The organism is Ulvibacterium sp., from assembly GCF_965228935.1.
Classification (GTDB): Bacteria; Bacteroidota; Bacteroidia; order Flavobacteriales; family Flavobacteriaceae; genus Ulvibacterium.
Window position 1 is genome coordinate 3565408 of record NZ_OZ245846.1, and the last position, 25637, is coordinate 3591044.

The following is a 25637-nucleotide window of genomic DNA, read 5'->3' on the forward strand; positions in this document are numbered from 1 at the left end:
TAAGGAAAAACTCAACAGGCATTCCAAATGGAATCCGAAGGGGGAGGTGCAAGGAATTCCACCATTTCCTTACTTACCGGATGGATAAAGGAAAGTTGTCTAGCATGGAGATGTATGCTGCCATTGGGATTACTTCGATTAAAACCATACTTTAAATCACCTTTTATGGGACTTTCAATGGCCGTCAATTGCGCACGAATTTGATGATGTCTTCCCGTTTTCAGATCAATTTCCAGAAGATAGTGGTTATTAAGTTCCCGGATAATCCTATACGCCAGGATCGCTTTTTTGCTATCCTTGACTTCATTTTCATGGGCATACGATTTGTTTTGTTTTGGGTTTCGTTTCAGCCAATGCGTTAAAACATCCTCTTTCTTTTTTGGAGGATTCTTAACTACGGCCCAATAGGTCTTTTTCGCTTCTTTCCCCGCAAAGATTTTGTTGAGTCGGGTCAAGGCCTTGGAAGTTCTTGCAAAGACCACGATACCGGAAGTGGGCCTATCCAACCTATGGGCTACCCCGAGATATACATTGCCCGGCTTGTTATACTTTTTTTTGATGTAGCGTTTTACGATTTCACTCAAAGGCATATCTTGCGTCTTGTCCCCTTGAACGATATCCCCTGGCCTTTTGTTAATAACGATGATATGATTGTCCTCATGGAGCACTTGGAGGTTTTGGGGGGTGGATCTTTGGTTGTTTTGATTCTTTGACAATTGGACTATTGGATTTTTTATTGTTTTATTTCGAAAGGGAGACCTTGAATTTAGAAGTCATTTTCACAATGGAATCAAGTTTCCCCAAGAACATGTCCAATTCTTTTTGCCGTATAAATCCCAAATCGGAAGCTATGAGTAATTGGGTTTCTATTTCATACATTGAACCAACCGCGATTTCCAAAAATCGGTTGAAATCCTTGTTCGATTTTCTAGATGAGCCTTCGGCAATATTTGAAGCAACAGAGAAAGAAGCTCTTCGTAATTGATTGGTCAATCCAAATTTTTCCGAATCCGGGAAAGTGCTTGTCAATTCATATATGTTCAAACAAAACGATCGGCTAAGTTTCCATATTTCCGGGCTTTTAAATCTATGTGCCATAATGAAAAGTTATCTTTCACTTTCCAAAAACTAATTCTTCCCAATAATCCCATGTTATGCAACCTTCCAGTTATCCAACCTTCCAATAATCTTTATAATTCTAGAACTCTTTTTTTATTCCCGATGGAAAGAAAAAGAATCAGCAAAACCCCAATGGTGACCGAGACGTCGGCCATATTAAAAATCCCAGTTCGTAGAAATCCGATCTTAATTTGAAAAAAGTCGGTTACGGAGCCATGAAGGATACGGTCTATAAGATTGCCGATACCACCACCGATGACAAATGCAAATGCAATAATGAGCCACTTGTTCAAATTCGATTTTTGAAGGACGCGAAACAACAAAATGAGCAAAACCAAAACGGGAAGGATTTGGAGAAATATAAGTTTTGGAATAGGAGGTAGGCTTTGACCAAATCCCAACATGGCCCCGGTGTTTTCCACATTGGTCAAGATAAGGTTTTCCCTAACGACCTGGATGTAATCCATGGGCGCAACATTTTTCCGTACAATATCCTTTGAAAGTTGATCGCAACCAATATTCAATAATACCAAAACCAATATGCCTATCTTTTTGTACATAATCTTCTTCAGGATGTATTTTTCAGCGATAAAAAATGCTGATGCTTCCTACTAAATCGGAAACCTCAATACTGTTCCTCGTCACTGGGAAAATCCTTATTTTTTACATCATTTACATATCCGGAGATCGCATTGCCCATATCCTCATAAAGGTTCATGTATCGTCTCAAAAAACGGGGGTTGAACTCGTGGGTCATTCCCAATAGATCATGGATAACGAGCACCTGGCCGTCCGCATATTTACCGGCCCCGATTCCAATAGTGGGGATAGAAAGACCTTCGGAAACTTTCTTCGTCAAGGCGGCCGGAATTTTTTCGAGCACAATACCAAAACATCCCAATTTTTCCAAAAGCTTGGCATCTTCCATCAGTTTTTGGGCCTCTTCCTCTTCCTTGGCCCGTACCGTGTATGTTCCGAATTTATATATGCTTTGGGGCGTAAGGCCCAAATGGCCCATAACCGGTATTCCTGCGTTGAGGATTCGCTTTACAGACTCCTTTATCTCAATACCACCTTCCAATTTAATGGCATGGGCCCCACTCTCCTTCATAATCCGGATAGCGGAACGTAAAGCCTCTTTGGGATCACTTTGATAACTGCCAAAGGGAATATCCACGACGATCAAAGCTCTTTTTATGGCTCGGACAACGGATGTTGCATGGTAGATCATCTGATCCAAAGTTATGGGTAGCGTAGTCTCATGGCCGGCCATAACGTTACTTGCGGAATCGCCTACCAAAATGACATCCACATTGGCAGCATCCACGATTTTGGCCATGGAATAGTCATATGCGGTAAGCATGGAAATCTTCTCCCCATTTTTTTTCATTTCCACGAGCGACTTCACCGTTACCCGTTTGTATTCTTTTTTTGCAGTTGACATCTAGTTTTTTTTAAGCGGGATAAATGTAAGGAAATTGTCCGTATTCCCATTTTTATACCAAACATTGCGTGGCCATTTCACCGATTCCGAAGGTTGCGAACCAACATGAATAATCTTTCCTTACTTTTGACTTAAATCGATATGAATGAAGTACGCAATAAACCTTCTTTTTATCATTGCCTTTTCCACGACCTTCGCCCAGGAAAACGAAAGGGTCGCCGTACAAAAAACTATAGAAACCTTTTTTGACGGATTTCATAAACAGGACTCCACGATTATCAAGCAGTCCGTTTCCGATACCATTGTCTTACAGACCATTGCAAGGGACAAAAAAGGAGAGGCGTATGTAAGAAAGGATAAGTTCCATGATTTTCTCAAATCAATTGTGGGCATACCGGAAACTACAAAGTTTAAGGAGAAAATCCTATCCTATAACATACAAATGGATGGTACCATGGCCCATGCTTGGACACCCTATGAGTTTTGGATCAATGGGGAATTCCATCATTGTGGGGTCAATTCCTTTCAATTGTTCAAGGATTCAGGTGATTGGAAAATCATTTATCTTATCGATACCCGAAGGAAGGAAGGTTGTGATTGATTTCATGACTTGTTTTATGCTTGTCAGCCTTACTAAGAGCTAATTTACTTTGTATTTCCAGGCCCATCCATTTCCAAAATGACATCCTGTCAGTTTCCCTTCCCTTGGCATATTGTTTGACACTTCAAAAGCGACTGTAAAAAAAAGACTAATATTTAAAACATAAAGAATGAGTAAGATAATAGGAATAGATTTGGGTACTACCAATTCCTGTGTTTCCGTGATGGAAGGCAATGAACCGGTGGTCATTCCCAATGCGGAAGGCAAAAGGACCACTCCTTCGGTCATTGCGTTTGTGGAGGACGGCGAGATCAAGGTCGGCGATCCGGCCAAAAGACAGGCAGTGACCAATCCGGGAAAAACGGTTTATTCGATTAAACGGTTCATGGGAAACAAGTATTCCGAGTCCAGCAAGGAAGCGGAACGTGTACCCTATAAAGTGGTTAAAGGTGATAACGATACGCCCCGTGTGGATATAGACGGGCGTTTATATACTCCCCAAGAGCTTTCGGCAATGGTTCTTCAAAAGATGAAAAAGACCGCGGAGGATTATTTGGGACAGGACGTTTCGAAGGCCGTCATTACGGTACCGGCCTATTTTAATGATGCACAACGCCAAGCAACCAAGGAGGCAGGGGAAATTGCTGGACTTACCGTAGAACGTATTATCAATGAACCGACTGCAGCATCCTTGGCTTATGGGCTGGATAAAAAACATACCGATCAAAAGGTAGTGGTCTTTGACTTTGGAGGAGGTACGCATGACGTTTCCATCTTGGAATTGGGCGATGGTGTATTTGAGGTATTGGCCACGGATGGGGATACCCATTTGGGTGGTGATGATGTGGATCAGAAAATCATTGATTGGTTGGCCGAGGAGTTCAAAAAGGACGAAGGCATTGATTTGCGTGAGGACGCCATGGCCCTGCAACGTTTACGGGAGGCTGCCGAGAAGGCAAAAATTGAATTGTCATCCTCTTCGCAGACGGAGATCAATCTACCTTATGTAACGGCAACGGCATCCGGACCCAAGCACTTGGTGCGCAGTCTGTCTCGTTCCAAATTTGAGCAATTGATCGACGATTTGGTCAAACGTACCATAGAACCTTGTGAAACGGCATTGAAAGCCGCTGGACTTTCAAAGAGTGATATCGATGAAATTATCTTGGTGGGTGGATCTACTCGAATCCCTGCCGTACAAGAGGCCGTTGAAAAGTTTTTTGGGAAGAAACCTTCCAAAGGGGTGAACCCAGATGAAGTAGTTGCCGTCGGTGCAGCTATTCAAGGTGGGGTATTGACCGGAGATGTAAAAGATGTGTTGTTATTGGATGTTACTCCGTTATCCCTGGGCATTGAGACCATGGGAAGTGTAATGACCAAATTAATCGATGCGAATACTACCATCCCTACCAAAAAATCACAGATATTCTCCACTGCGGCGGATAATCAACCCTCTGTGGAGATTCACGTACTGCAAGGAGAACGGCCCATGGCAGGGGATAACAAGACTATAGGGCGTTTTCATTTAGATGGAATTCCTCCCGCACCCAGGGGAACACCTCAAATAGAAGTCACCTTTGATATCGATGCCAATGGTATCATTAAGGTTTCCGCTACGGATAAAGCTACGAATAAGTCCCAGGACATTCGTATCGAGGCATCTTCCGGATTGACCGAAGAGGAAATCGAAAAAATGAAGGCCGAGGCCGAAGCCAATGCCGAATCCGATAAAAAGGCGAAGGAAACAGCGGACAAACTCAATGAGGCCGATGGCATGATATTCCAGACTGAAAAGCAATTAAAGGAATTCGGGGACAAATTGTCCGACGACAAGAAAAAGCCGATCGAGGATGCCTTGGAGGAACTTAAGAAAGCCTATGAGAGTAAGGATTTGGCTGTAATCACTCCCGCTTTGGAGAAAATCAATGAAGCTTGGAAAGTTGCTTCAGAGGAGATGTACAAAGCACAGGCAGAAGCACAACAGGCTGGTGACGCATCGTCCAATGGACAGGAAGCGGCCAGTGGGGGAGACGCCAAGGAAGGTGATAACGTTGAGGACGTAGATTTTGAAGAGGTGAAATAAACACTCATATCAGGATAATTGTTAAAAGGCACTAGCATAATTGTTAGTGCCTTTTTAATTCAATTTTTTCACAAATGAAAGACTTATGATCGACTATTTTATTTTAAACCTTCTTGAAGGTTCCCTTCCATAGCCGGTTACAAAAATCGAATCTTTTTTAAAGGCTACCCTTGCGAACGAAGTACTGTCTCGGGTATCCACCATTCCCTTGAAGGTCAAGTAATGCACACCATCGTTTTCAATATAATCGCCAGTATGGTTATGGCCGTTGAAGTAGAATTTTACACAATCATAATCTTCAACAAGCCCAAGTAATTGTTGATAATTCCATAAATTATGGGTATTGGATGTGCCCAAAGCCGGAAAATGGCAGAACAAGCCCACGCGTTCTCCGTTCAACGTGGCGAGTTCCAATTGATTTTTTACCCAATCCAATTGATCGTTACTCAAGCCGCCGTTCCACGATACCAAATTGGGCAAGTTTTTCCCTTTCAATAGATTAAAAAGTGAATCGGTCTGGCGCTTTTTGGATTCAGAAAGTGTGCCATGTAAGCTTAGGTCATTCCCATCAAGGACAATAAATCGCCATTTGTTCCTTAGGATACTATAATAGCGATCTTTCAATTCCATTTTTTCAAGAACATAAGGTTTTAACGAATCGGCCACACTAAAGTCATGGTTTCCCAACACATGGAATCGATTTGACTTCAATGTCGACCAGATAGGAGTGACACTATCGAAACTTTCAAAATCCCGGTCAATAAAATCCCCCAAATGAATGGTATAATCCAATGGGTGTTTGTTTAGTGTATCCACAGCATGTTGTAGCCTCTTGGGTGATTGCCGGTAATGTCTTATACCGCCCGGTTTGCAATTACAATATTGGCAATCTGCGACAACCCCTATCTCAAATTCTGGAAAATCCGTAGTGATTTTCTTTTTTTGGGAGCAACCCAATAGTACAAACCAAGGAAGTACAAATAATAAGGTTCGTATCATGATTTTGTTTTTCGGGACAGGACTTGGCCTCGATAAAGATAGGACGCAATACTATTTTATGGTAATTTCTGGTATGGAAATTGATTTTAAATAAAGTACTTTTGATGAGAGAAGGTATTTTAAACTTTGGCACTATTGAAATCACCAAATTAATACTATGATAAAAAACTACATACTGTTTTTTTGTTCGATTTTAAACTTGGTTGCAATAGATACCTTTTCACAAGAAATTAGGATATTCACCAAGGAAGATTTTGATTTAAGGGGTGATGTAAAGTCGTGCTTGGTCATTACCGATTACGGAAAGGAAGAGTATGACTTTGATGAAAATGGGCTCTTGGCAAAATCGGTGACCCGTTATAACGACTCGGACTACGATATTACCTATTACCAATATGATATGGGCTTTCTTAAGGAAAAGCGCTTGGAGAATTATCGCGGAAATACCTTTGATACAAGTACGTCCATTGCCCATTTTTATGAATTGGATACTACAGACACCAAAAAGATTACCGAAAAAATAGTTTCCTATGAGAAGGAGTTCCTAGATCAGTATGAATATTTTTATGATGCCGATGACAGAGTGGTTAAAATTATTCGGACCAACAATGACGGTACGGACGAGACCAATATTGAATATACATCATATAAGGACGAGCAAACCAAAACCTATAGGTTAAATGGTGTTGAGCAAAAATCCATTCGGACCTCCAATCGCAAAACAAAGAAGGGAACCAGCGAAAAAGTGGTGTTGACCAAAAAATTCCTAAATGGAGATCCTCTTGCCGCTACGGAAGAAATATTCGATGTCTCCGGCCAATTACTTTCAACGATCCATTTTGGATACGATGAAAAGACCCAACAATTTGCACCGGAACAAACCACGCTATTTACTTATGACGACAATGGGACACTCTCAAGATTAGTTGAAAAAAAAGGAAACTCCGAAAAGGTCAAGGACTACATCTACCAATATGATGACGGGGAAAGTGGTAACTGGGTGAAGCAAATTGTTACTCCTGATAATGCCTATACCACGAGACGGATAAAATACTATGAATTTCAGGAAGAGGCAGAGGAGGAATAGCCTTTAAAGCGCTCCAGCTTAATTTTCTTCCATTCATGGTATAAAATTCCATAACAACAGGTATTTCTTTTAAAGCCATCCAGGAGATATACATTCTCCCGCAATATGCCTTCCAGTTTCGCGCCGAGTTTTTCCACTGCTTTCCTAGAGCGCGCATTTCTTTCATCTATGCGGAACTCCACCTTTTCAAAGTCCATCACCTCGAAGGCATGTTGCAACATCAAGAATTTTACATTGGCGTTGAGTCCGGTTCCCTGAAATTCCCTTCCTATCCAAGTAGATCCAATATGCAGGACCTTGTTATGCCAATCAATATTCATATATCGGGTACAACCCGCATAAGAAAGCATTTTTTTGTCAAAAATAGCAAATGGGATGCTGGTCTTTTGTAGCTGCTGCTCCAATGCTATCCTTATATAATTTTTTAATGCAGCTGGCGTAGCAATATCGGAAGGGGAGTATTGGACCAGTTTTTCTTGCTTCGCAATGGGAAACAAATGGTCACAATCTTCCAGTTTCAGCGAGGTAAGCTTTACCCTTATGTTTTCCAAAATGAATGCCACTGCTATTCTATTAAGCTGTTAATGATTTCTTTTTTAAGTTCATGACCACCGTCAAAAATAACGACTTGGGCACGCCCTTCAAATAGCGACTCAATTTTTTTAAGTTCTTCCTTCAATCTTTTCTCGGTGATGAATTCATCTTTGTTGCCCATAAAAACTTTGATTTCGGTCTCATTCTCCGCCAAAAAGTCAAAGTCCTCCGGCCGTAGTTCATTTGGGATCCCACCGGAGTAAAGCACTAATTGATGTATTCGTAGTTTTTTGTGGACTGCCCATCGGGTAGCAATCGAAACCCCTTGTGAGAAACCGAGAACAATCAGCTTGCAGTTTTCGGGAATGTTTTCAGCTTCCCATATCGCATCCAAATAAGCCAATACATTTTGGGTTTCCAAGACCGTGTTTTCTTTGGTCAGCCAACTGGCCCCTACATGTTTGTACGCATCGTTCAAATAATACTTGGAGGGGGCTTGGGGCGCAATGATATAGTTTTCATCCGGGGGCAGTCCCTTAAAATGTTTCAGGAAAAATCGACTTAGATATCCCATCCCATGAAGTACGATCCATACATTTTTTGGGGATTTGCCCAAATGGTTCAATGTTTCATAGGTGCCGGTGGTGCGGTAGCGAATTCTTTTTTCTTTCATGATATTTTAAAATCTATTACCGGGTAGTGCCATTTGTTCACAGGGCAATATGTAGTTTTGCAAAAAAAAGGTTTCATGAACGATTTTAAGGAAAAAATTTTGAAGGTCTGCAACGAATCTTCCAAAAACACAATGATGGAAAACTTGGAGATCCAATATATTGATGTTGGGGAGAATTATCTGGTCGCCAAAATGCCGGTCAATGCAAAGGTCCATCAACCCGATGGTGTGTTACATGGCGGGGCATCGGTAGCTTTGGCCGAAAGTGTTGGGAGTATGGCTTCCTATATTTTTTTGGACGCCGAGAAATTTTTTGTCCGAGGTATAGAGATATCCGCCAATCATGTGAAAAGCATACGTGATGGCGAGGTGTTCGCCAGGGCCGTTCTGATCCATAAAGGGCGTACTACCCAATTATGGGAAATTAAGATTAGGGATGCGGAGGAAAATTTGATTTCTTCCTGCAAATTGACCACCATTTCCTTACCAAAAAATTGATATGCCTTTGGAACTCATGGACAAGGTGTCCGCCCAATTTAGGGACCGGCTTCCTTTCGTTGTTTACAAGAAACCAAATCAGGCTCAAGTAACCGCTCTTTTTCAGAAAGACAATAAACTACGTTCTGTCCAGGACTTCACGGAAACAGGGTTTGTAATGGCCGCCTTTGAATGGGAACCGACCTTGCTTTTACAAGTCGATGAAAAACATGGGGCCGAATTTGATCTGGGCGCCTTCCCCAATCGCAAAAAAAATAGGGAAATAGACGTGGATATAAGGCAGAAACGCCTTCATCTCGATATGGTCCAAAAGAGTGTAGCTGCCATACAACAGGGGGATTTCAAAAAAGTTGTGCTGTCCCGTAAGATCGAAGTAGATTTTAGCAAGAGCCCACTGGATTTATTCCTAAATCTTTTACCCAGCTACCCCAATGCATTCTGCTACTTGTGGTTTCATCCTAAAATAGGCCTTTGGCTGGGAGCCACCCCGGAGGTTTTGTTACAGGTCTGCGATAGGGAGTTTACCACAATCTCATTGGCGGGCACACAACCTTATATCGAACACAGCCAAACTATATGGGGGAAAAAGGAGTTGGAAGAACAAAATTTGGTAACGGATTACATTCTGGATATACTAAAGGATAAAGCTACCCATATTCAAAAAGGAGAAATAGAATCGGTCCAGGCCGGGAATCTACTTCATTTACGGACCAAGATTTCCGGAGTTCTTTTGGAAGACGGTCTGGAGCCGATTATCAGGTTCCTGCATCCTACACCTGCAATCTGTGGCTTTCCTAAGCGACCGGCACTTGAGTTCATTCATAATAACGAAGACTATGATAGGGAATTTTACACCGGTTTTTTGGGAGAACTGAATTTTGGCTTTGAAACCAACCTATATGTAAATCTCCGTTGTGCGCAAATCAAGGGGAGCCAGGCCATCGTTTATACCGGTGGAGGTATCACCCAAGACTCAAACCCTGAAAAGGAATGGGAGGAGACGGTGGACAAAAGTAGAACCTTGTTAGAGCTTCTTTAAAACCCTAGTTTTTACGGTTTAGATTGGTTTAGAATTGCCCTCGTTGTATTTTTGCCCTGCATGAGATATTCCACTATTCCCTCGGCTCAGTCCATTGTTTTGCATTGTAAGGCAAAAGGCGTCCAAAATATTGTTATCTCTCCGGGTTCGCGAAACGCTCCTTTGACCATTGGGTTTTCGGAAAACCCCTTTTTTAAATGTTTCAGCATTGTGGACGAGCGTTGTGCCGCTTTCTTTGCCCTTGGGATCGCACAACGTTTACAAAAGCCCGTCGCTCTGGTGTGTACCTCGGGCAGTGCCCTTTTGAATTATTATCCGGCAGTCGCTGAGGCTTTTTACAGCAATATTCCCCTTGTTGTTATCTCAGCTGATAGGCCTAGCTATAAAATAGATATCGGGGATGGGCAGACGATACGTCAGGACGATGTGTTTCAAAGGCATATAGGGTGTTCCGTTAATTTAAGACAGGATGTTTCACATGCCACGGAGGAAGTAAAAAAATATGCCCCGAATTTAATTACTGAAAGCACAATTGAAAATACACAGCGGAAAATACAGTCTTTCAATGATGAGAGCTTGAACAAAGCGATAAATTTAGCATGTACGCATAAAACCCCTGTCCATATCAATGTTCCTTTTGAGGAGCCTTTGTACGACTTCGTTGATCCTGGTACCGTGAAGCCCGGTTTGATTTTTAACAAAGAAGAGGATGGGTTAGCAGGCTCCGGTTTAGAGCGCTTCGCCAAAATGTGGAAAACTGCCAAGCGCAAGATGGTCCTGGTAGGCGTAAGCCAACCAAATGGAATAGATAAACAGGTCTTGGATATATTGGCCCATGACCCATCGGTGATCGTTTTTACAGAAACAACTTCAAATCTACATCACCCTAGCTTCTTTTCAAGTATTGATACCATAATTGCCCCAATAGAAAAAGTAGATCAAAAGGATGATTTGTTTAAGCAACTGCAACCTGAAATTCTGCTCACCTTTGGAGGATTGATCGTTTCTAAAAAAATCAAGGCATTTCTTCGGCGATATCGAGTCGAACAGCATTGGCATATTGATGAAATAAAGGCCTACGATACTTTCTTTTCGCTTTCCCATCATATAAAAATGGATCCAAATGACTTTCTGAAAATTGCCCTGTCCGGTGGTACCGAAGAAAATGTGGAAACCGATTATCGTGGGTATTGGCTGAATATAAAGAAAAGCTTTAAGTTGAAAAGAATGGAATATATACACCAGATTCCGTTTTCTGATCTCTTGGCCTTTCATTACGTTAGCCAAGGTGTGCCGAAGGACTATCAACTACATCTGGCCAATAGTTCCACTGTTCGTTATGCCCAGCTTTTTAACTGGCATCCTTCTATAAAAATGTTTTGTAACCGTGGTACCAGTGGGATAGATGGTAGTACCTCCACTGCCATTGGGGCTTCCATCTTTAGTAAGGAACCTACATTGTTGATTACTGGGGACTTAAGCTTTTTTTATGATAGCAACGCTTTATGGAACGAATACATCCGACCGGATTTCAGGATACTGTTGATCAACAATGGCGGCGGCGGGATTTTTAGGATTTTACCAGGTCAGGAGGACACCCCAAATTTTGAGACCTACTTTGAAACTGTCCAAAATCTGGAAGCAAAGCACCTCTGTGATTTATATGGATTTGAGCATATCAAAGCGACTTCTGCCAAGGAATTGGAAGATGGATTAAAAGGTTTTTACAAACCCTCCAGTAAACCCAAATTATTGGAAATTTGTACGCCAAGATTATTGAACAATAAAATTTTGCTCGGTTATTTTGATTTTTTATCTTCGGATTTTATTAACCATTAACATATAGAACACTAACTATTATGAGCAGTAAAAGAGATGAATTGATTGCCAAGTACGCAGCGGACATTAAGGAAAAATTTGGTGAAACTCCAGATATGGATCTATTGACCAAAGTTACCATTGGCTTGGGTCCTGCCATTTACAATTTGGACGCTTCAAAAGTATCCGGGGCGGACGACAAGGAATTGGAAACCGTTAAGAACAATTATTTAGTAAAAAAGTTGGGTTTGGCGGATGGACCTCAATTGATGGATGCCGTTAAGACCGTAGTGGATAACTATGGTAGTTCCGTAAAAAGTAAATATAGGGCCGTTGTGTACTATATGTTGTGCAAGCATTTTGACAAGGCTTCTGCGTATAACTAGTAGAAGACTTTTATGGACTAAAAGCCGTCCGCCAATTGGCGGACGGCTTTTTTTGTGGGACTTATAAATGTTATTTTTGCAATATGTTTTTACTTGGAAAATTTAATCATTTACAGATTTTAAGGGATACCAGTGTGGGGCTTTTTCTGGGCGATGATGAAGGCAACGAGGTGCTTCTACCGAACAAATATGTTCCCAAAACGTATGAAATAGGAGAAGAGCTTGAAGTCTTCTGCTATTTAGATCATGAAGAGCGACCTATAGCGACCACGTTACGACCAGAAATCGCAAGGGGCGAGTTCCAGTTGTTGCATGTAGCCGAGGTAAACGAGTTTGGAGCTTTTATGGACTGGGGCCTGGAAAAACATCTTTTGGTGCCGTTTAGGGAGCAAAGATCAAAAATGAAAGAAGGGTATTGGTATGTGGTGCATTGTTATTTGGATACCAAAACAAACCGATTGGTAGCATCCAATAAACTGGACAAATTTTTGGACAATGAAAATCTATCCATCAAGGAACGGGAAGTAGTAGATTTGATTTTTACCCGAAGAACGGATTTGGGTTGGGAGGTAATCATTAATAACCAGCATAAAGGGCTGGTCTATTCTAATGAAATCTTCAAAAGGGTAGCCGTAGGGGACAATACTAAAGGGGTTATTAAACGTATACGCCCCGATAATAAAATTGATGTATCACTTCAACCATTGGGAGTAAATGTTCTGGAACCAGCCGCAAATAAAATATATGAAACCCTGTTACAGCATGATGGTTTTTTAGCGCTTCATGACAAATCCGACCCTGAAGCGATTAAAGCAATACTTCAAATGAGCAAAAAAACGTTCAAGAAGGGGATAGGAACTTTATATAAGGCCCGAAAAATAGAAATAAAGGCAAATGGAATCCAGGCCATTTGAACGGAAATTTTGAATTGACTTTTCTTTAATGAAATGAAAATCAATTTACTATACCATTTTAACCACAGTTTTCCTTCCCTATACCATCAAAAGTTATATTTTTGCAACAAAGGGTATTAGCACTTTGTTAAGATTAAAGTATTTTGGTTAACTTTAACATAATGTATACCCCCTAAAACTACATGCTACATGCCATTTATTGAAGAAAGCGATTTATTGGAATTGCACAAGGATATCGATAAGGCCCAGATTATCAACGAACGTCTTCTGGATCAAATAAAGTTCAAGAACAAGGAACTCAAAAAAAGCAAAATACAGCGAAACGTCCTAGCCGGTGTTACGGCACTTTTTCTTATCGGAACACTTGCCATTACCTCTTTTACGGCTGGTCTAAGTAGTTCCAATGGTTTTGAAAAGCAGGAAAACCTCTTGGTATCCATTGATAGCTTGGATGCCATAAAAACACGGATAGATAATCTTAAGCAACAGAACCAGGAGCTTAGTTTGGTAAATGAATTTTATTTGGCCAAGAAGTTTTTGGAAAAGGAAAAAATATATTCCGTTCAGGTTAAATCTTTTGTGGACAACAATGTAACACTTGCTTCAAAGGCGCTTACAAATACCATGTTCGTTAAGACCAACCCATTCTATTCCTATTCCCTTGGAAATTTTGAAACTTTGGAAGAGGCCCAGAAATTTAGAAAGCAGCTCGTAGATCTAGGTTTTCAGGATGCTTTCGTTGCCTCTTATCAGGATGGCAAACGAATCCAAATAGAAGATCCTTATTAACGAAGCTTTGCCGAAGACTAAAATTTGGTTGGATGCCGTTCGTTTAAGGACCCTACCATTATCCGTGTCCGGCATTATTGTAGGAACGGCCTTAGCTAACTTTTACGGAAAAGTAGATACCCTTGTATCCATCTTGGCATTATTGGCGGCAATAGGATTTCAGATTACATCAAATTTGGCCAATGATTATGGTGATGGGGTCAAAGGTACGGACAATGAGTCCAGGATAGGGCCAAAACGAGCTTTGCAGAGCGGACTGTTGTCCAAGGAAGAATTGAAAAAGGGAATTATTCTATCCAGTGTTATTAACCTTTTTTTAATTCTTGCCGTAGTCTATTTCGCATTTGGGACAGAACACATAAATTACCTCATATTATTTGTAGTATTAGGCGCAATATGTGTTTGGGCCGCTATAAAATATACCGTAGGGTCTTCAGCCTATGGGTACAAAGGAATGGGCGACCTTTTTGTTTTTGTTTTTTTCGGTTTGGTCGCTGTTTTGGGGTCGATGTTCCTAATTACCAAAATTCTTTATCCACAAGCGCTGTTGCCTGCCTGTACGATAGGTTTTTTGAGCACAGGTGTTCTTAACCTCAATAATCTAAGGGATTATGAATCCGATAGCCAGGCGGGGAAAAATACACTTGTGGTACGAATTGGATTCAAAAGCGGCAAGACCTATCATTCACTGCTTTTGCTTGGCGGTTTTGCCACATTGCTCTGGTTTGTTTTACTGAATTTTGAGCATTGGTACCATTTTCTTTCCATTGTAACGTTCATACCAGTTTTTATCCATATGCACCGTGTTCATGCCACAAAAGCCCCGGTTCTGCTAGATCCGGAACTTAAGAAATTAGCCCTGAATACTTTTGCCATGGCCATCATATTCTATATCAGTTTTAATAATTTTTTGTAATTTTGAGTCTAACCATCTAAACCACAACTACTTTGGAACAACCTATTAAAATTCTTATCGTAGAGGACAATGTTATCATTGCAGACGATATGCAATCTATGCTAGAAGAGATTGGTTATGAGATTGTTGATAACGTAATTGTATACGAACAGGCGGAAGAGGTTTTAAGGACACAGCAGGTAGATTTGGTATTGATCGATATCATACTTGCCTCCGATAAAACAGGAATCGATCTGGGCAAACACATTAGGGAGAACTATGATATACCCTTTATTTTTGTCACCTCAAATTCTGATCGTGCTACCGTAGAAAATGCCAAGACCGTAAAACCCAATGGGTATTTGGTAAAACCTTTTGAACAACAGGATTTATATACTTCCATAGAAATAGCGCTTTCCAATTTCACCTATGGTGCCGGAAAATCGGGAAATGAGGAGAGTGGCACGATGGAAGCCCCGATGTCCAATTCTGTCTTAAAGGATTCCATTTTCGTTAAAAAACAACATTTGTATTATAGGATACAATTTGGGGACATACAGTTCATAAAGGCGGACAATGTTTACTTGGAAGTAAATACCGTGGATAAAAAGTTTTTGGTAAGATCTCCCCTGAAGGACTATTTGGAGAAATTGCCGAAGAACAAGTTCTACCGAGCCCATAAATCCTATATTGTGAACGTTGATCACATTGATGCCATAAACTCCAAGGACATAATGATCAACAACACCCTGATTCCCATATCAAAGGATTTTAAGGAGTTTATCATTTCTGCGATGAACTCTTAGAACCTTTTATTTTAAATAGAATTTGGAAGACATGTAATACATGTCTTCTTTTTTTATCACGGTTTATGGCTTGGACACAACGGTTTTCCGTGTCTTCGCAACATTATTTTTGCCCGTATCGCAAACTGCATTACTTTAGTCGTGTATTAATAAGCAAGCGCAAACTGAATAAATAGTTTTTTCATTTTCATATAGTGTTCTCGTAAAAGGGCCTTGATCGTAAAGACAGGGCTCTTTTTAGTTAATGCAATCCTGTTTTGTAAAATGTGAAGCCCTCAATTAAAAAACAGAGGGTTATTGATTCTCCGGCAGGGCGAAGTTTAAAAAACCTAGTATACCCCGCCGATTGGTTTCCTTTACCCAATGAAATGCAGATCGACTTACTCCTTTCCGGAACCCGGAACTTGAAACTTTGAACCTGAAACTTCTGGGAAATCCACCCTGCTTCTTTCAGAAATTCGTTCTTGGATGACCTCGACCAAATGCTCAAAAAATCGGATGAAATACAGCCTCGGATTGATAATTTGGTTTTCACAACAAAAAACGAGGGTTACACAACAATATTCCAAAAGGAAGGCCTTCATACGATATTTTTGAAGCGTCCTTAGGACACCCCAAAACTTATCATTCAATTTTTTGATGTCATTGTACGGTAGCCATATACGTTTATATGGCATTTTCGTGTATATATGATCTTAATTAAGATTAGATTATCCACGCTTTGGTCAAGTCTACTTTAGGTTATGGTTAAAAAACGTATTTGAGGACAATTAGTATGGTAAAAAAGACGTTTTTGAGATAATGGAAACGTGCCAAATCTTTAATTTGGTTTACAATAAAATTTAGCAGGACCACATTATACGGCGTATGTTTGGTTTTGTTCCCTACTATGATATGAAAGATCTGCTTGGCAAAACTTTAATACTATTCTTCCATTGCTTTCTTAGTATGTACCCTGTGGTCGCACAGGATTCTACAGAAATAGAGGAAGGTCTTTTTAGAAAATTTCAAAATCAGAAGACGCTAGAGGAAAGATTCGAGTTTTTTTTCAACGCCCCGAATCGTTATTTGGAGAATTCGGCCTATGACTGGTTGGATACGGTAAATGTATTTCTCAATAATGCCCAAAAGCAAGAAGATACCACCGCGGTAAAACGGTACAAACTTATGCAATCCCAGGTCTATTATGATATTGGGGATTACGACAAGAGTCTTGCGATAAACAAGGAGTTGTATGCCAAAAAGGAAAGTATTGATTTGGGCACCAGGACCATTCTGCTAAATCTCATGGACGAGAATTATTCCAAATTGGAGCTTTATGCGGAACAAATAGATATTCGGAAGGAAAAAAAGGAATTGGGGATAACCGAGAACATTGCCTTTTATGACATCTATTCCAATTTAGGGTTACATCGCAAGGCGATGGATGATTACTTTGAACACGTTAAAAAAACCGTTGATGAGAAGGACTATTTTGCCCAGGCGGAATTTTACAATAATGTGGGAACCTATCTAAGATTGGACAAATCTACGCCCACGGCACTCAATTCATATAAAAAAGCAAAGGGTTTTATAGATGTGTTTTTAAACGACGTCACCAAAATTAAGTCGGATGTGGACGTACGGGAAGCTAACCTTTTAAGCAGTAAAATTCGTGGGAATATCGGGAAATGCCATCTGCAACTGGGAGAATATGAGGATGCTATTCCCTTCTTGGAGCAGAGCATTGCAGAAATGAATGCATATAGCAAAGGCCTCTATTCCCCGGATATCATCGAAAATCGTTTGGCCATAGCCGAATGCTATCTCCAATTGGGAGATTTGGAAAAGGCTACGGATTTTTTGAGCGATGATATCCAACCCAGGAAAACCGAAAACAAAATAAAAAAGAACAGACTACTATCCTTTTATTATGAAAGGACCGACGACTACAAAAATGCCGCGTTTTATTTGCGAAAAAACATTCGTATAAATGATTCCATAAGCATCAACGAGTCGGAATTGAGAAAGCAACAACTGGCAACGGTCATGGCCGAGGAAAAAGCCAACACGCGATCCATTATGGCAGCGCAAAAACAGGCTTTGGAAGAGCAACGCAGTGAAATGATAGCTCAGGATGAACGTATAAACCTGGTTTTCATTTCCTTGATTTTTACGCTATTGGGATTTGCCGGTTTGGTGTATGCCTATCTAAAAAGTATAAAGAACCAACGGTTGATCGCTGAACAGAAACATATTATCGAAAACTCCTTGGTAGAAAAGGACTCGCTCCTCAAAGAAATCCATCATAGGGTAAAAAACAACCTACAGATGGTTTCTAGCCTATTGAGTCTTCAAACGAAAAATACGAGGAGCAAAGCGGCCATTGAAGCACTTGAGGAAGGCAAGAGTAGGGTAAAGGCCATGGCATTGATTCATCAAAAGTTGTATCAGAACGATGACCTTTCAGTAATTGAAATGCAGGGATATATAGAGAGTCTGATCAATAGTGTGCAATCTGTGTACAAAAAAGGTGGACATAATATCAATATTACAATAGATGCAGAAGGTGTGGAATTGGATATTGACCGAGCGATTCCCTTTGGGCTCATTTTGAACGAACTGGTCTCCAACTCCTTTAAATATGCCTTTCCGTATAATGAGGAAAATGGCAAAATTTATATCCATCTCAGAAAAATGGGAGACAAAGAAGGCTTTTTTGAATACTCGGACAATGGGGTAGGCCTACCGGAGGATACCGAGGAACGGACCAATTCCTCTATGGGGATACGATTAATGAACCGCTTGGCCAATCAATTGCAAACCAAATTGAACATTGATAAAACTGCCGAAGGGGTTCGTTTTTGGTTCAATTTTAAATAAATTTGAAGGGTAACCTAAACCCTTCAAAAATGAAACTTACTTTTCTGGGCCATGCTTCCCTTCTTATAACACTGCAAGACAAAACACTTTTGGTAGATCCCTTTATCACGGGCAATGAAAAGGCATCGGGAAAAGTGGACATCAACGACCTAAACCCTGATTATATTTTGGTGACCCACGCCCACCAGGATCATACCTTGGACGTAGAGCAGATTGCCAAAACCTCCGGGGCCACTATAGTCAGCAATTATGAGATAGTCGTACATTATCAGAACAAAGGCCTTGAGGCGCATCCCATGAACCATGGAGGTCAATGGAATTTTGATTTTGGACGATTGAAATATGTAAATGCTATCCACACGTCCTCCTTTCCTGATGGCTCCTATGGGGGGCAGCCTGGCGGCTTTATCCTGTCTGCGGAAAACAAAGAGATTTATATTGCAGGGGATACGGCATTGACCATGGATATGAAGCTGATTCCCATGCAAACAAAATTGGATTTGGCCGTTTTGCCCATCGGAGACAACTTCACCATGGGTGTAGACAATGCTATTCTTGCCTCGGACTTTATCGAGTGTGCCGAAGTATTGGGCTATCACTTCGATACTTTTGGGTATATCGAAATTGATCATGATGATGCCAAAAGAAAGTTCAAGGAGGCAGGCAAAACACTTCATTTATTGAATATAGGACAAGAACTGACCATTTGATACAACGCTTGTTTTCATTAAATTTTTATAGGGTTTCCGCCATCTATGCGCTCAAAAATATACCTAAATTTGGGCATAACGGATGAAAGCCAGTTATAAAAGACATATCCTTAATTTTAAACGCCCCAGTGGCACATCCCGGGGCATACTTACCCAAAAGGAGACTTGGTTTCTTGTGTTGGAGGAAAATGGAAAGTTCGGGATAGGGGAATGCGGACTATTACAAGGTTTAAGCGTAGACGATGTGCAGGGTTATAAAGATAGGCTCCAATGGACCTGTGATCACATTTCATTGGGAGTGGAGATCCTTTATGGGGAATTGAAAGAGTTTCCCAGTATCCAATTTGGGGTAGAACAGGCTTTTGCTTCCTTGAAATCCACAAATCCCTTTGAACTTTTTGAGTCCTCTTTTACAAGCGGGGAAAACACAATTCCGATCAATGGCCTTATTTGGATGGGAGATGCAAGCTTTATGCATGAACAGATTCAACAGAAATTGGAGGAAGGCTTTACCTGTATAAAAATGAAGATAGGGGCTATTGATTTCAGTAAGGAAATAGAGCTTTTAGAATCCATTCGTGAAAGATATTCCAAGGAGGATATTGAGCTTCGTGTTGACGCTAATGGAGCCTTTGAACCCAAGGAAGCGCTGGAAAAACTTCAAATCCTATCCCGTCATGAACTACATTCCATAGAACAACCCATTAAGCAAGGCCAATATTTGGAAATGAAGAGGTTATGTGAAGAATCCCCTTTACCCATTGCCTTGGACGAGGAATTGATAGGAGTTTTTGATATTGAAGAAAAGAAAGGATTGTTGCGGACCGTTCGCCCACATTATATTATCTTAAAACCCAGTTTGATCGGCGGTATTAAGGGCTCTGAAGAATGGATAGCCTTGGCCGATGAACAAGATATTGGCTGGTGGGTGACCAGTGCCCTGGAAAGCAATGTAGGCCTCAATGCCATTGCACAATGGACATTTACATTGAATAACCAAATGCCCCAGGGATTGGGTACGGGTAGTCTATTCACGAATAATTTTGAGTGTCCATTAATTGTAAGGAAGGGGCAATTGGGCTATGAAAAGGATAAGCATTGGGAAACCAACTTAATTAGGAACTTATGTATATAGAACAGGGCTATAAAGGAGAAATAGGAATCTGGAAATACTTTTTGATTCCCTTAGGCTTTATTGGGTTGATGGTACTCAACTACGTGGCCATAGTACTTCTGGATTTGGATGTTGAGGCCATTATGGAAGCGGAAATAAAAAGGAAAGGCGCCAACCGGTTTTTGGTAGAGATGCTGATTCCCTTCATCGTCGGTCTTGTCCTGTTGTTTCTATGGGTGAAGTACATTCATAGACAAACATTGACCTCATTGACGACTTCCAGAAAAAAAATCGATTGGAAACGGGTTTTCTTTGCTTTTGCACTTTGGTCCACCATCACCATAGTACTAACCGGAATCGATATTATAGTCGCCCCAGAGGACTATGTCCTCAATTTCAGATGGGAACCATTTTTGTATTTAGTGATAATAGCGGTATTACTCATTCCCATACAGACCAGTTTCGAAGAATATTTGTTCCGGGGTTATATGATGCAGGGTATCGGAATTATGGCTAAAAATCGATGGGTACCCTTGTTCGTAACCTCCGTATTGTTCGGATTGATGCATTTGGGAAATCCGGAAGTGGGTAAATTGGGCTATGGGATTATGGTTTACTACATTGGTACCGGTTTTTTCTTGGGAATTATGACCTTAATGGATCGGGGCCTTGAACTGGCCTTGGGTTTTCATGCTTCCAATAATTTGGTAACTGCACTTCTGGTCACTGCGGATAGCACGGCTTTTCAAGTGGATGCCATTTATAAAAACGTGGCCGAACCTAGTTTAGGTTTTGATGCCTTGTTACCCGTATTTATAGTCTTTCCAATACTGCTCTATGTTTTTTCCAAAAAATACCAATGGAAAAATTGGAAGGAGCGGCTAGCAGGCCCCGTACTATCCAAAGAAGAGTTTTTTGCCTCCAGTCATGACTAAGCCTAAGTATAACGAAATTCATGCTCAATTCAAGTTTAATGGTTTCCATCCTTCTGTCGATGAGCTAAAGGAGATAGGATATAGCTTAATAAAGGAAGGCGAACCTTTTGAGCAGCTCATTGGGGATTTTTTATTGGATTGGCTTGATGAAAAACCGACCTTGGAAGTCAAAACTTCGGGCTCCACAGGAAAACCGAAACCGATTCTTCTAAAAAAGAGCCGGATGGTGAATTCAGCTTTGGCGACAGGGGACTTCTTTGGACTGGAACCGGGAAGCTCTGCGTTACTATGTTTACCCTGTGATTTCATTGCCGGAAAAATGATGTTGATCCGTGCCATGGTGCTGGGCCTTGAAATGGATTATATAGAACCTTCCTCAAATCCGTTAGGCCTAATTTCCAATTCCTATGATTTTTGCGCAATGGTGCCACTGCAATTGGAGAATTCTTTAGAGCGACTTAATGACATAAGTACCTTATTGATTGGAGGCGCCCCTATATCGAATATTTTGGAAAAAAAGATAGAACGGGAATCAACTGCTATTTTTGAAACCTATGGGATGACGGAAACCATAACCCATATAGCCGTAAGGGAAATTCATGCCGACCGATCAGATAAGGACGAACCTCGTTTTAAGACCTTGCCCAGGGTCACGGTTTCCAAGGATCACAGGGGTTGTCTTGTCATTGATGCGCCGGAGATTTGTGATGATAAGGTAATTACCAATGACTTGGTACATCTCATTTCAAAAACCGAATTTAAATGGTTGGGGCGGTATGATAACGTGATTAATTCCGGAGGCGTAAAATTGATTCCGGAACAAATCGAGGCGAAACTGGCCCAAATCATTACAAATCGATTTTTTGTCACGGGATTGCCCGATGTGAGGTTGGGACACAAGCCGGTGTTGGTCGTTGAAGGCGAAACCGATGTTGAAATCGTTTCTCAAAAAATAGCGGGATTTCCTTCCCTCGAAAAATATGAAGCGCCCAAAGCCATTTATAGTATCCCTAAGTTCAAGGAGACGGAAAATGGAAAAATCTTAAGACATGAAACATTAAAATTCTTAGAAATCATTAGCTAAAAGTCTTCTAATTCTTATTAAAAAAAATCACCCTATGAAAAATAAGCTATCTCTTTTTTGTTTCTTACTCTCCCTATCATTGTTTCCCCAGCAAATCCTCCCTGAAATTGAAAGGGCCAAGGTGATAGATGAGATTCTGGCCGACCGTTTCAATAATCTCTTGCCCCAATTAATGGACGAAACGGATATTGACATGTGGTTATTGATTTCACGGGAATATAATGAGGATCCGGTATTGCGTACCATGCTACCGGCCACCTGGCTGAATGCCCGAAGACGGACCATTTTGGTTTTCTATCGGGATAAAGCAAAAAATACCATTGATAAGTTGGCGGTGGCCCGCTACAATGTGGGGGACAATATCCTATCGGTTTGGGACAAGGAAAAGGAACCCGAGCAGTGGAAGCGTTTGATGCAATTGATTGAAGAGCGAAATCCCAAAAAAATTGCGTTAAACTATTCCAAGGACCACAACATTGCGGACGGTCTGGATAAGACAGATTATGAGGAATTCATGCAAAACCTACCTGCGAAGTACCATAAAAAAGTAGTTTCTGCGGAGCAATTGGCCGTTAGATGGATAGAAACCCGAACGGCTCGTGAAATGATTATTTACAATCAGCTGGTGGACATTACCCATGACATTATCGCTGAGGCGTTTTCCGAAAAGGTCATTACCCCGGGAGTTACCACCACCACGGAAGTTGAGTGGTGGATGCGACAAAAAGTGACTGATTTGGGATTGATAACTTGGTTTCATCCAACTGTGGATGTACAACGTACCAGCGAGGAAACCAGGGGCCATCTTTATTCCTTTTCCGATCGTCCAGAGGATATGGTCATTCTGCCCGGCGATTTGCTACACTGCGATTTTGGAATTACGTACCTGCGCCTCAATACCGATTGCCAGGAACTGGCCTATGTACGCAAATCTGGAGAAAAAGAGGCCCCTGAATTCTTGCGTGATGCCTTAAAAGAAGGGAACAAGGTCCAGGATTTCCTTACCGGAAATATGATTGCGGGCCGTACCGGGAATGAAATTTTGGCCAAAGCCCTACAGGATGGACGGAAAGCCGGACTACGTCCTGCCATTTATACCCACCCCCTGGGAACCTATGGACATTCCGCAGGTACCACTATAGGTATGTGGGATGCGCAAGGGGGGGTTATGAAGGATGATGGAGAAAATTATCCGTTACGTCCCAATACGGTCTATGCCATAGAACTCAATACTACGGTGACCGTCCCAGAATGGAAACGAGACATCCGGATTATGTTGGAAGAGGCCGGGTTCTATGGGGAGAACGGGTTCAGATATGTGAACGGAAGACAAACGGAACTGCTCCTTGTACCAAGGGTAAAGGAACATTTGGGCGAATAATGTTCGGCATTGTTTTTGTAGCTTATTTTCTGTATATTTAGTAAAAAAACTGCAAATCCCCGACATTATGAAACATTTTCTTCCAGCATTTCTGTTTTTACTTTTGGGAAACGTCTATTCCCAAGAGACACTCAAAACGATTAGGGGCATAATATCCGATGATGGCCAAGCTCCTTTAAGAGACGTAAATATCACTGTTAAAAACACGGACAGGGTAGTGGGTACCGATAAATTCGGAAAATATAAAATCGGTGCCCATGAAGGAGAAACCTTGGTCTATAGTCATATAGGCAAGAAAACCTTGGAAGTTTTGGTAGAAGATGTAACCACCTTTTTGAATGTAACCTTAAGGGATGAAATTCAGCAACTGGACGAGGTTGTGGTTACGAAAAGATATCATAAGACCCAACAGGAACTTTATGGGGAATACAATAGCAATAAGAATTTGATAAAAACGCTTTTTGGAATCCTGGATATCAGTAGAATGCCATTTCGGGCCCAGATTATTGATGGTGAGACTATTAATCCTTCCGCTCTTGATATTTTAACGGTTTTACGGGTAAAAATCCCAGGTTTTTTTCCTAGAGGCCTAGCTAATATCAATGCTAGATATTCTCCTCTATGGGAGGTAGATGGTGTATTGTTTCGGACTACACCCAAATTTTTAGACATACAAAACATAGATAGAGTCGCGGTCATACAAGGTCTAGGAGGACTGAACAAATATGGTAGTCTCGCCTCTGGGGGGCTTGTAATCATCAATACAAAAGCTAATTTCAGCCGGGAACCTGGAACAGACCTCCCCTATGATCAAGCGAAGTTGCGAAACAATTTTTTTGAAAGGGGGGATGCGATAAGTCAGGAGGATTTGGGTGTACCTATGTATATACAGACCTTAAATGCTTCGGTTGATTTGAACAAAGCCAGGGAAAGTTATTTTGAGCTCGAAAAGATATATGGCCAATCACCTTATTTTTATTTGGATGCACGATCCTATTTTCAGAAAGAACGTAGGGATAGGGCTATGGCCAAAATGATTACGAAGAGCATTGAAGCCAACTACTCTAATAATCCTATTATCCTTAAGGCCTTGGCCTATCAATTGGATGAGGAAAGGGATTATGGTGCCTCGGTGGAACTGTACAAGAAAATTTTCATTCTTCGCCCGCATTATCAACAATCCTACCACGATCTGGCGAATGCCTATAGAAACAGCGGAAAAGTTGAACGGGCCGCCCTGCTCTATGCCCGGCACCAATTTTTGTTGCACGAAGGGCTCTTCAATAAATCTGAAACCTTTTCGGATATTCTAGATCGGGACTTCAACAATTTATTGGTACAGAAAGGGGAAGTACTGTCCCAGGAAAAGGTGTTCCATCCATCCGATACGGATGATTTTAGGGGAACACGTTTGGTATTCGAATGGAATGATAGTGAGGCAGAATTTGAATTACAGTTCGTAAAAGGTAATAAACAATACTATACCTTTAAACATAGCTCATTCGATAATGAAGATTATATCAAGGATGGGAAACAGAACCGTTTTTCATGTCGGGAATATTTAATTTATGACCCAGAGGGAATTTGGCAGGTCAATGTCAACTATCTGGGAAACAAAAGTCTTACACCTACCTATATAAAGGCTACGATTTACTACAACTATGGAAAACCCAACCAAAGACACGAATCCAGGGTTTTTAAATTAAGGGCTAAAAATAGTAATCAAGAATTGTTCAAGATTCAAGTTGGGGGAATGGTATCTATTTGGTAAAATAGGCGCAGCAATTGCTATCTCCCTGTTGAATGATTACCGTCTTTTTCATTGGTATGAAGTATCAAAACCACTCCACGAGCTAGGTTTTTGGT

General features: G+C 41.1%; 26 protein-coding genes. 18 read left to right on the forward strand and 8 right to left on the reverse strand.

The window, feature by feature from the left end; genetic code table 11:
- Window positions 1-11: 11 nt before the first annotated feature.
- From ACO06Y_RS15130 to panB, 4 genes are all read right to left on the reverse strand, one after another.
- Window positions 12-716 (reverse strand): RluA family pseudouridine synthase, encoded by a 705-nt coding sequence (locus ACO06Y_RS15130; protein WP_422079825.1) that lies wholly within the window; start codon window positions 714-716, stop codon window positions 12-14.
- A gap of 25 nt (window positions 717-741) precedes the next feature.
- On the reverse strand, window positions 742-1098 hold the full coding sequence (locus ACO06Y_RS15135) for a four helix bundle protein (RefSeq protein ID WP_422079826.1): 357 nt from the start codon (window positions 1096-1098) through the stop codon (window positions 742-744).
- A gap of 92 nt (window positions 1099-1190) precedes the next feature.
- Window positions 1191-1679 carry a signal peptidase II gene (gene lspA / locus ACO06Y_RS15140; RefSeq protein ID WP_422079827.1) on the reverse strand — a complete coding sequence of 163 codons (489 nt, stop codon included), beginning with the start codon at window positions 1677-1679 and terminating at the stop codon, window positions 1191-1193.
- 65 nt (window positions 1680-1744) lie between these two features.
- Window positions 1745-2563 (reverse strand): 3-methyl-2-oxobutanoate hydroxymethyltransferase, encoded by an 819-nt coding sequence (gene panB / locus ACO06Y_RS15145; protein WP_422079828.1) that lies wholly within the window; start codon window positions 2561-2563, stop codon window positions 1745-1747.
- A gap of 145 nt (window positions 2564-2708) precedes the next feature.
- Between panB and ACO06Y_RS15150 the strand changes: the two genes are divergently transcribed.
- Window positions 2709-3164 carry a nuclear transport factor 2 family protein gene (locus ACO06Y_RS15150; RefSeq protein WP_422079829.1) on the forward strand — a complete coding sequence of 152 codons (456 nt, stop codon included), beginning with the start codon at window positions 2709-2711 and terminating at the stop codon, window positions 3162-3164.
- A gap of 169 nt (window positions 3165-3333) precedes the next feature.
- Window positions 3334-5247 carry a molecular chaperone DnaK gene (gene dnaK / locus ACO06Y_RS15155; protein ID WP_422079830.1) on the forward strand — a complete coding sequence of 638 codons (1914 nt, stop codon included), beginning with the start codon at window positions 3334-3336 and terminating at the stop codon, window positions 5245-5247.
- 93 nt (window positions 5248-5340) lie between these two features.
- On the opposite strand, the gene ACO06Y_RS15160 is transcribed toward dnaK, so the two are convergent.
- On the reverse strand, window positions 5341-6246 hold the full coding sequence (locus ACO06Y_RS15160) for a metallophosphoesterase (RefSeq protein ID WP_422079831.1): 906 nt from the start codon (window positions 6244-6246) through the stop codon (window positions 5341-5343).
- Between the two features lie 157 nt (window positions 6247-6403).
- Here ACO06Y_RS15160 and ACO06Y_RS15165 point away from each other — a divergent pair, with 157 nt between their 5' ends.
- Window positions 6404-7333 carry a hypothetical protein gene (locus tag ACO06Y_RS15165; protein ID WP_422079832.1) on the forward strand — a complete coding sequence of 310 codons (930 nt, stop codon included), beginning with the start codon at window positions 6404-6406 and terminating at the stop codon, window positions 7331-7333.
- Here the strand turns inward: ACO06Y_RS15165 and ACO06Y_RS15170 are convergent.
- Both ACO06Y_RS15170 and ACO06Y_RS15175 read right to left on the reverse strand, forming a co-directional pair.
- Window positions 7309-7896, reverse strand: coding sequence for a GNAT family N-acetyltransferase (locus tag ACO06Y_RS15170; RefSeq protein WP_422079833.1), 588 nt, complete (start codon window positions 7894-7896; stop codon window positions 7309-7311). The two genes, ACO06Y_RS15165 and ACO06Y_RS15170, sit on opposite strands and share 25 nt — an antisense overlap.
- 2 nt (window positions 7897-7898) lie before the next feature.
- Window positions 7899-8540: an alpha/beta hydrolase gene (locus tag ACO06Y_RS15175; RefSeq protein ID WP_422079834.1), complete on the reverse strand. Its 642-nt coding sequence runs from the start codon at window positions 8538-8540 to the stop codon at window positions 7899-7901.
- A 75-nt stretch (window positions 8541-8615) separates the two neighbouring features.
- Between ACO06Y_RS15175 and ACO06Y_RS15180 the strand changes: the two genes are divergently transcribed.
- The 8 genes from ACO06Y_RS15180 (at window position 8616) to ACO06Y_RS15215 (ending at window position 15685) form a co-directional block, all read left to right on the forward strand.
- Window positions 8616-9038 carry a PaaI family thioesterase gene (locus ACO06Y_RS15180; RefSeq protein WP_422079835.1) on the forward strand — a complete coding sequence of 141 codons (423 nt, stop codon included), beginning with the start codon at window positions 8616-8618 and terminating at the stop codon, window positions 9036-9038.
- Between the two features lies 1 nt (window position 9039).
- Window positions 9040-10077: a chorismate-binding protein gene (locus tag ACO06Y_RS15185; RefSeq protein WP_422079836.1), complete on the forward strand. Its 1038-nt coding sequence runs from the start codon at window positions 9040-9042 to the stop codon at window positions 10075-10077.
- Between the two features lie 60 nt (window positions 10078-10137).
- Window positions 10138-11916, forward strand: coding sequence for a 2-succinyl-5-enolpyruvyl-6-hydroxy-3-cyclohexene-1-carboxylic-acid synthase (menD, locus tag ACO06Y_RS15190; protein WP_422079837.1), 1779 nt, complete (start codon window positions 10138-10140; stop codon window positions 11914-11916).
- A gap of 20 nt (window positions 11917-11936) precedes the next feature.
- Entirely contained in the window at window positions 11937-12281 is a 345-nt protein-coding gene (locus tag ACO06Y_RS15195) for a DUF2853 family protein (protein WP_422079838.1), read from the forward strand.
- 83 nt (window positions 12282-12364) lie between these two features.
- Window positions 12365-13195, forward strand: coding sequence for a S1 RNA-binding domain-containing protein (locus ACO06Y_RS15200; protein WP_422079839.1), 831 nt, complete (start codon window positions 12365-12367; stop codon window positions 13193-13195).
- A 189-nt stretch (window positions 13196-13384) separates the two neighbouring features.
- The gene (locus tag ACO06Y_RS15205) at window positions 13385-13984 is read left to right on the forward strand and encodes an SPOR domain-containing protein (RefSeq protein WP_422079840.1); all 600 of its coding nucleotides are present in this window, start codon (window positions 13385-13387) and stop codon (window positions 13982-13984) included.
- A 7-nt stretch (window positions 13985-13991) separates the two neighbouring features.
- Window positions 13992-14900 carry a 1,4-dihydroxy-2-naphthoate octaprenyltransferase gene (gene menA / locus ACO06Y_RS15210; RefSeq protein WP_422079841.1) on the forward strand — a complete coding sequence of 303 codons (909 nt, stop codon included), beginning with the start codon at window positions 13992-13994 and terminating at the stop codon, window positions 14898-14900.
- 32 nt (window positions 14901-14932) lie between these two features.
- The gene (locus tag ACO06Y_RS15215; RefSeq protein ID WP_422079842.1) at window positions 14933-15685 is read left to right on the forward strand and encodes a LytR/AlgR family response regulator transcription factor; all 753 of its coding nucleotides are present in this window, start codon (window positions 14933-14935) and stop codon (window positions 15683-15685) included.
- Between the two features lie 380 nt (window positions 15686-16065).
- Here the strand turns inward: ACO06Y_RS15215 and ACO06Y_RS15220 are convergent, their stop codons facing one another.
- Window positions 16066-16362: a hypothetical protein gene (locus ACO06Y_RS15220; protein WP_422079843.1), complete on the reverse strand. Its 297-nt coding sequence runs from the start codon at window positions 16360-16362 to the stop codon at window positions 16066-16068.
- Between the two features lie 217 nt (window positions 16363-16579).
- Between ACO06Y_RS15220 and ACO06Y_RS15225 the strand changes: the two genes are divergently transcribed.
- From ACO06Y_RS15225 to ACO06Y_RS15255, 7 genes are all read left to right on the forward strand, one after another.
- The gene (locus ACO06Y_RS15225) at window positions 16580-18547 is read left to right on the forward strand and encodes a sensor histidine kinase (RefSeq protein WP_422079844.1); all 1968 of its coding nucleotides are present in this window, start codon (window positions 16580-16582) and stop codon (window positions 18545-18547) included.
- Between the two features lie 29 nt (window positions 18548-18576).
- Entirely contained in the window at window positions 18577-19257 is a 681-nt protein-coding gene (locus tag ACO06Y_RS15230; protein WP_422079845.1) for a metal-dependent hydrolase, read from the forward strand.
- An 82-nt stretch (window positions 19258-19339) separates the two neighbouring features.
- Window positions 19340-20392, forward strand: a complete 1053-nt coding sequence (locus tag ACO06Y_RS15235) for an o-succinylbenzoate synthase (RefSeq protein WP_422079846.1) — start codon at window positions 19340-19342, stop codon at window positions 20390-20392.
- Window positions 20383-21306, forward strand: a complete 924-nt coding sequence (locus tag ACO06Y_RS15240; protein WP_422079847.1) for a CPBP family intramembrane glutamic endopeptidase — start codon at window positions 20383-20385, stop codon at window positions 21304-21306. Before ACO06Y_RS15235 ends, ACO06Y_RS15240 begins: the two co-directional genes overlap by 10 nt.
- Complete coding sequence (locus tag ACO06Y_RS15245; RefSeq protein WP_422079848.1) at window positions 21299-22390, forward strand: AMP-binding protein; 1092 nt, start codon at window positions 21299-21301, stop codon at window positions 22388-22390. The genes ACO06Y_RS15240 and ACO06Y_RS15245 overlap by 8 nt, the downstream gene beginning before the upstream one ends.
- 34 nt (window positions 22391-22424) lie before the next feature.
- On the forward strand, window positions 22425-23771 hold the full coding sequence (locus ACO06Y_RS15250; RefSeq protein ID WP_422079849.1) for a M24 family metallopeptidase: 1347 nt from the start codon (window positions 22425-22427) through the stop codon (window positions 23769-23771).
- A gap of 67 nt (window positions 23772-23838) precedes the next feature.
- On the forward strand, window positions 23839-25542 hold the full coding sequence (locus tag ACO06Y_RS15255) for a carboxypeptidase-like regulatory domain-containing protein (protein WP_422079850.1): 1704 nt from the start codon (window positions 23839-23841) through the stop codon (window positions 25540-25542).
- The last annotated feature ends 95 nt before the right edge of the window (window positions 25543-25637 follow it).

Coding starts and splice junctions, on each gene's coding strand:
- ACO06Y_RS15245 (WP_422079848.1), top strand. CDS start 21,299: ATGACTAAGCCTAAGTATAACGAAATTCATGCTCAATTCAAGTTTAAT.
- ACO06Y_RS15150 (WP_422079829.1), top strand. CDS start 2,709: ATGAAGTACGCAATAAACCTTCTTTTTATCATTGCCTTTTCCACGACC.
- lspA (WP_422079827.1), bottom strand. CDS start 1,679: ATGTACAAAAAGATAGGCATATTGGTTTTGGTATTATTGAATATTGGT.
- ACO06Y_RS15240 (WP_422079847.1), top strand. CDS start 20,383: ATGTATATAGAACAGGGCTATAAAGGAGAAATAGGAATCTGGAAATAC.
- ACO06Y_RS15230 (WP_422079845.1), top strand. CDS start 18,577: ATGAAACTTACTTTTCTGGGCCATGCTTCCCTTCTTATAACACTGCAA.
- ACO06Y_RS15180 (WP_422079835.1), top strand. CDS start 8,616: ATGAACGATTTTAAGGAAAAAATTTTGAAGGTCTGCAACGAATCTTCC.
- ACO06Y_RS15160 (WP_422079831.1), bottom strand. CDS start 6,246: ATGATACGAACCTTATTATTTGTACTTCCTTGGTTTGTACTATTGGGT.
- ACO06Y_RS15200 (WP_422079839.1), top strand. CDS start 12,365: ATGTTTTTACTTGGAAAATTTAATCATTTACAGATTTTAAGGGATACC.
- ACO06Y_RS15195 (WP_422079838.1), top strand. CDS start 11,937: ATGAGCAGTAAAAGAGATGAATTGATTGCCAAGTACGCAGCGGACATT.
- ACO06Y_RS15255 (WP_422079850.1), top strand. CDS start 23,839: ATGAAACATTTTCTTCCAGCATTTCTGTTTTTACTTTTGGGAAACGTC.
- ACO06Y_RS15225 (WP_422079844.1), top strand. CDS start 16,580: ATGAAAGATCTGCTTGGCAAAACTTTAATACTATTCTTCCATTGCTTT.
- ACO06Y_RS15165 (WP_422079832.1), top strand. CDS start 6,404: ATGATAAAAAACTACATACTGTTTTTTTGTTCGATTTTAAACTTGGTT.
- ACO06Y_RS15235 (WP_422079846.1), top strand. CDS start 19,340: ATGAAAGCCAGTTATAAAAGACATATCCTTAATTTTAAACGCCCCAGT.
- ACO06Y_RS15185 (WP_422079836.1), top strand. CDS start 9,040: ATGCCTTTGGAACTCATGGACAAGGTGTCCGCCCAATTTAGGGACCGG.
- ACO06Y_RS15135 (WP_422079826.1), bottom strand. CDS start 1,098: ATGGCACATAGATTTAAAAGCCCGGAAATATGGAAACTTAGCCGATCG.
- ACO06Y_RS15220 (WP_422079843.1), bottom strand. CDS start 16,362: ATGCCATATAAACGTATATGGCTACCGTACAATGACATCAAAAAATTG.
- ACO06Y_RS15205 (WP_422079840.1), top strand. CDS start 13,385: ATGCCATTTATTGAAGAAAGCGATTTATTGGAATTGCACAAGGATATC.
- menD (WP_422079837.1), top strand. CDS start 10,138: ATGAGATATTCCACTATTCCCTCGGCTCAGTCCATTGTTTTGCATTGT.
- ACO06Y_RS15250 (WP_422079849.1), top strand. CDS start 22,425: ATGAAAAATAAGCTATCTCTTTTTTGTTTCTTACTCTCCCTATCATTG.
- ACO06Y_RS15175 (WP_422079834.1), bottom strand. CDS start 8,540: ATGAAAGAAAAAAGAATTCGCTACCGCACCACCGGCACCTATGAAACA.
- dnaK (WP_422079830.1), top strand. CDS start 3,334: ATGAGTAAGATAATAGGAATAGATTTGGGTACTACCAATTCCTGTGTT.
- panB (WP_422079828.1), bottom strand. CDS start 2,563: ATGTCAACTGCAAAAAAAGAATACAAACGGGTAACGGTGAAGTCGCTC.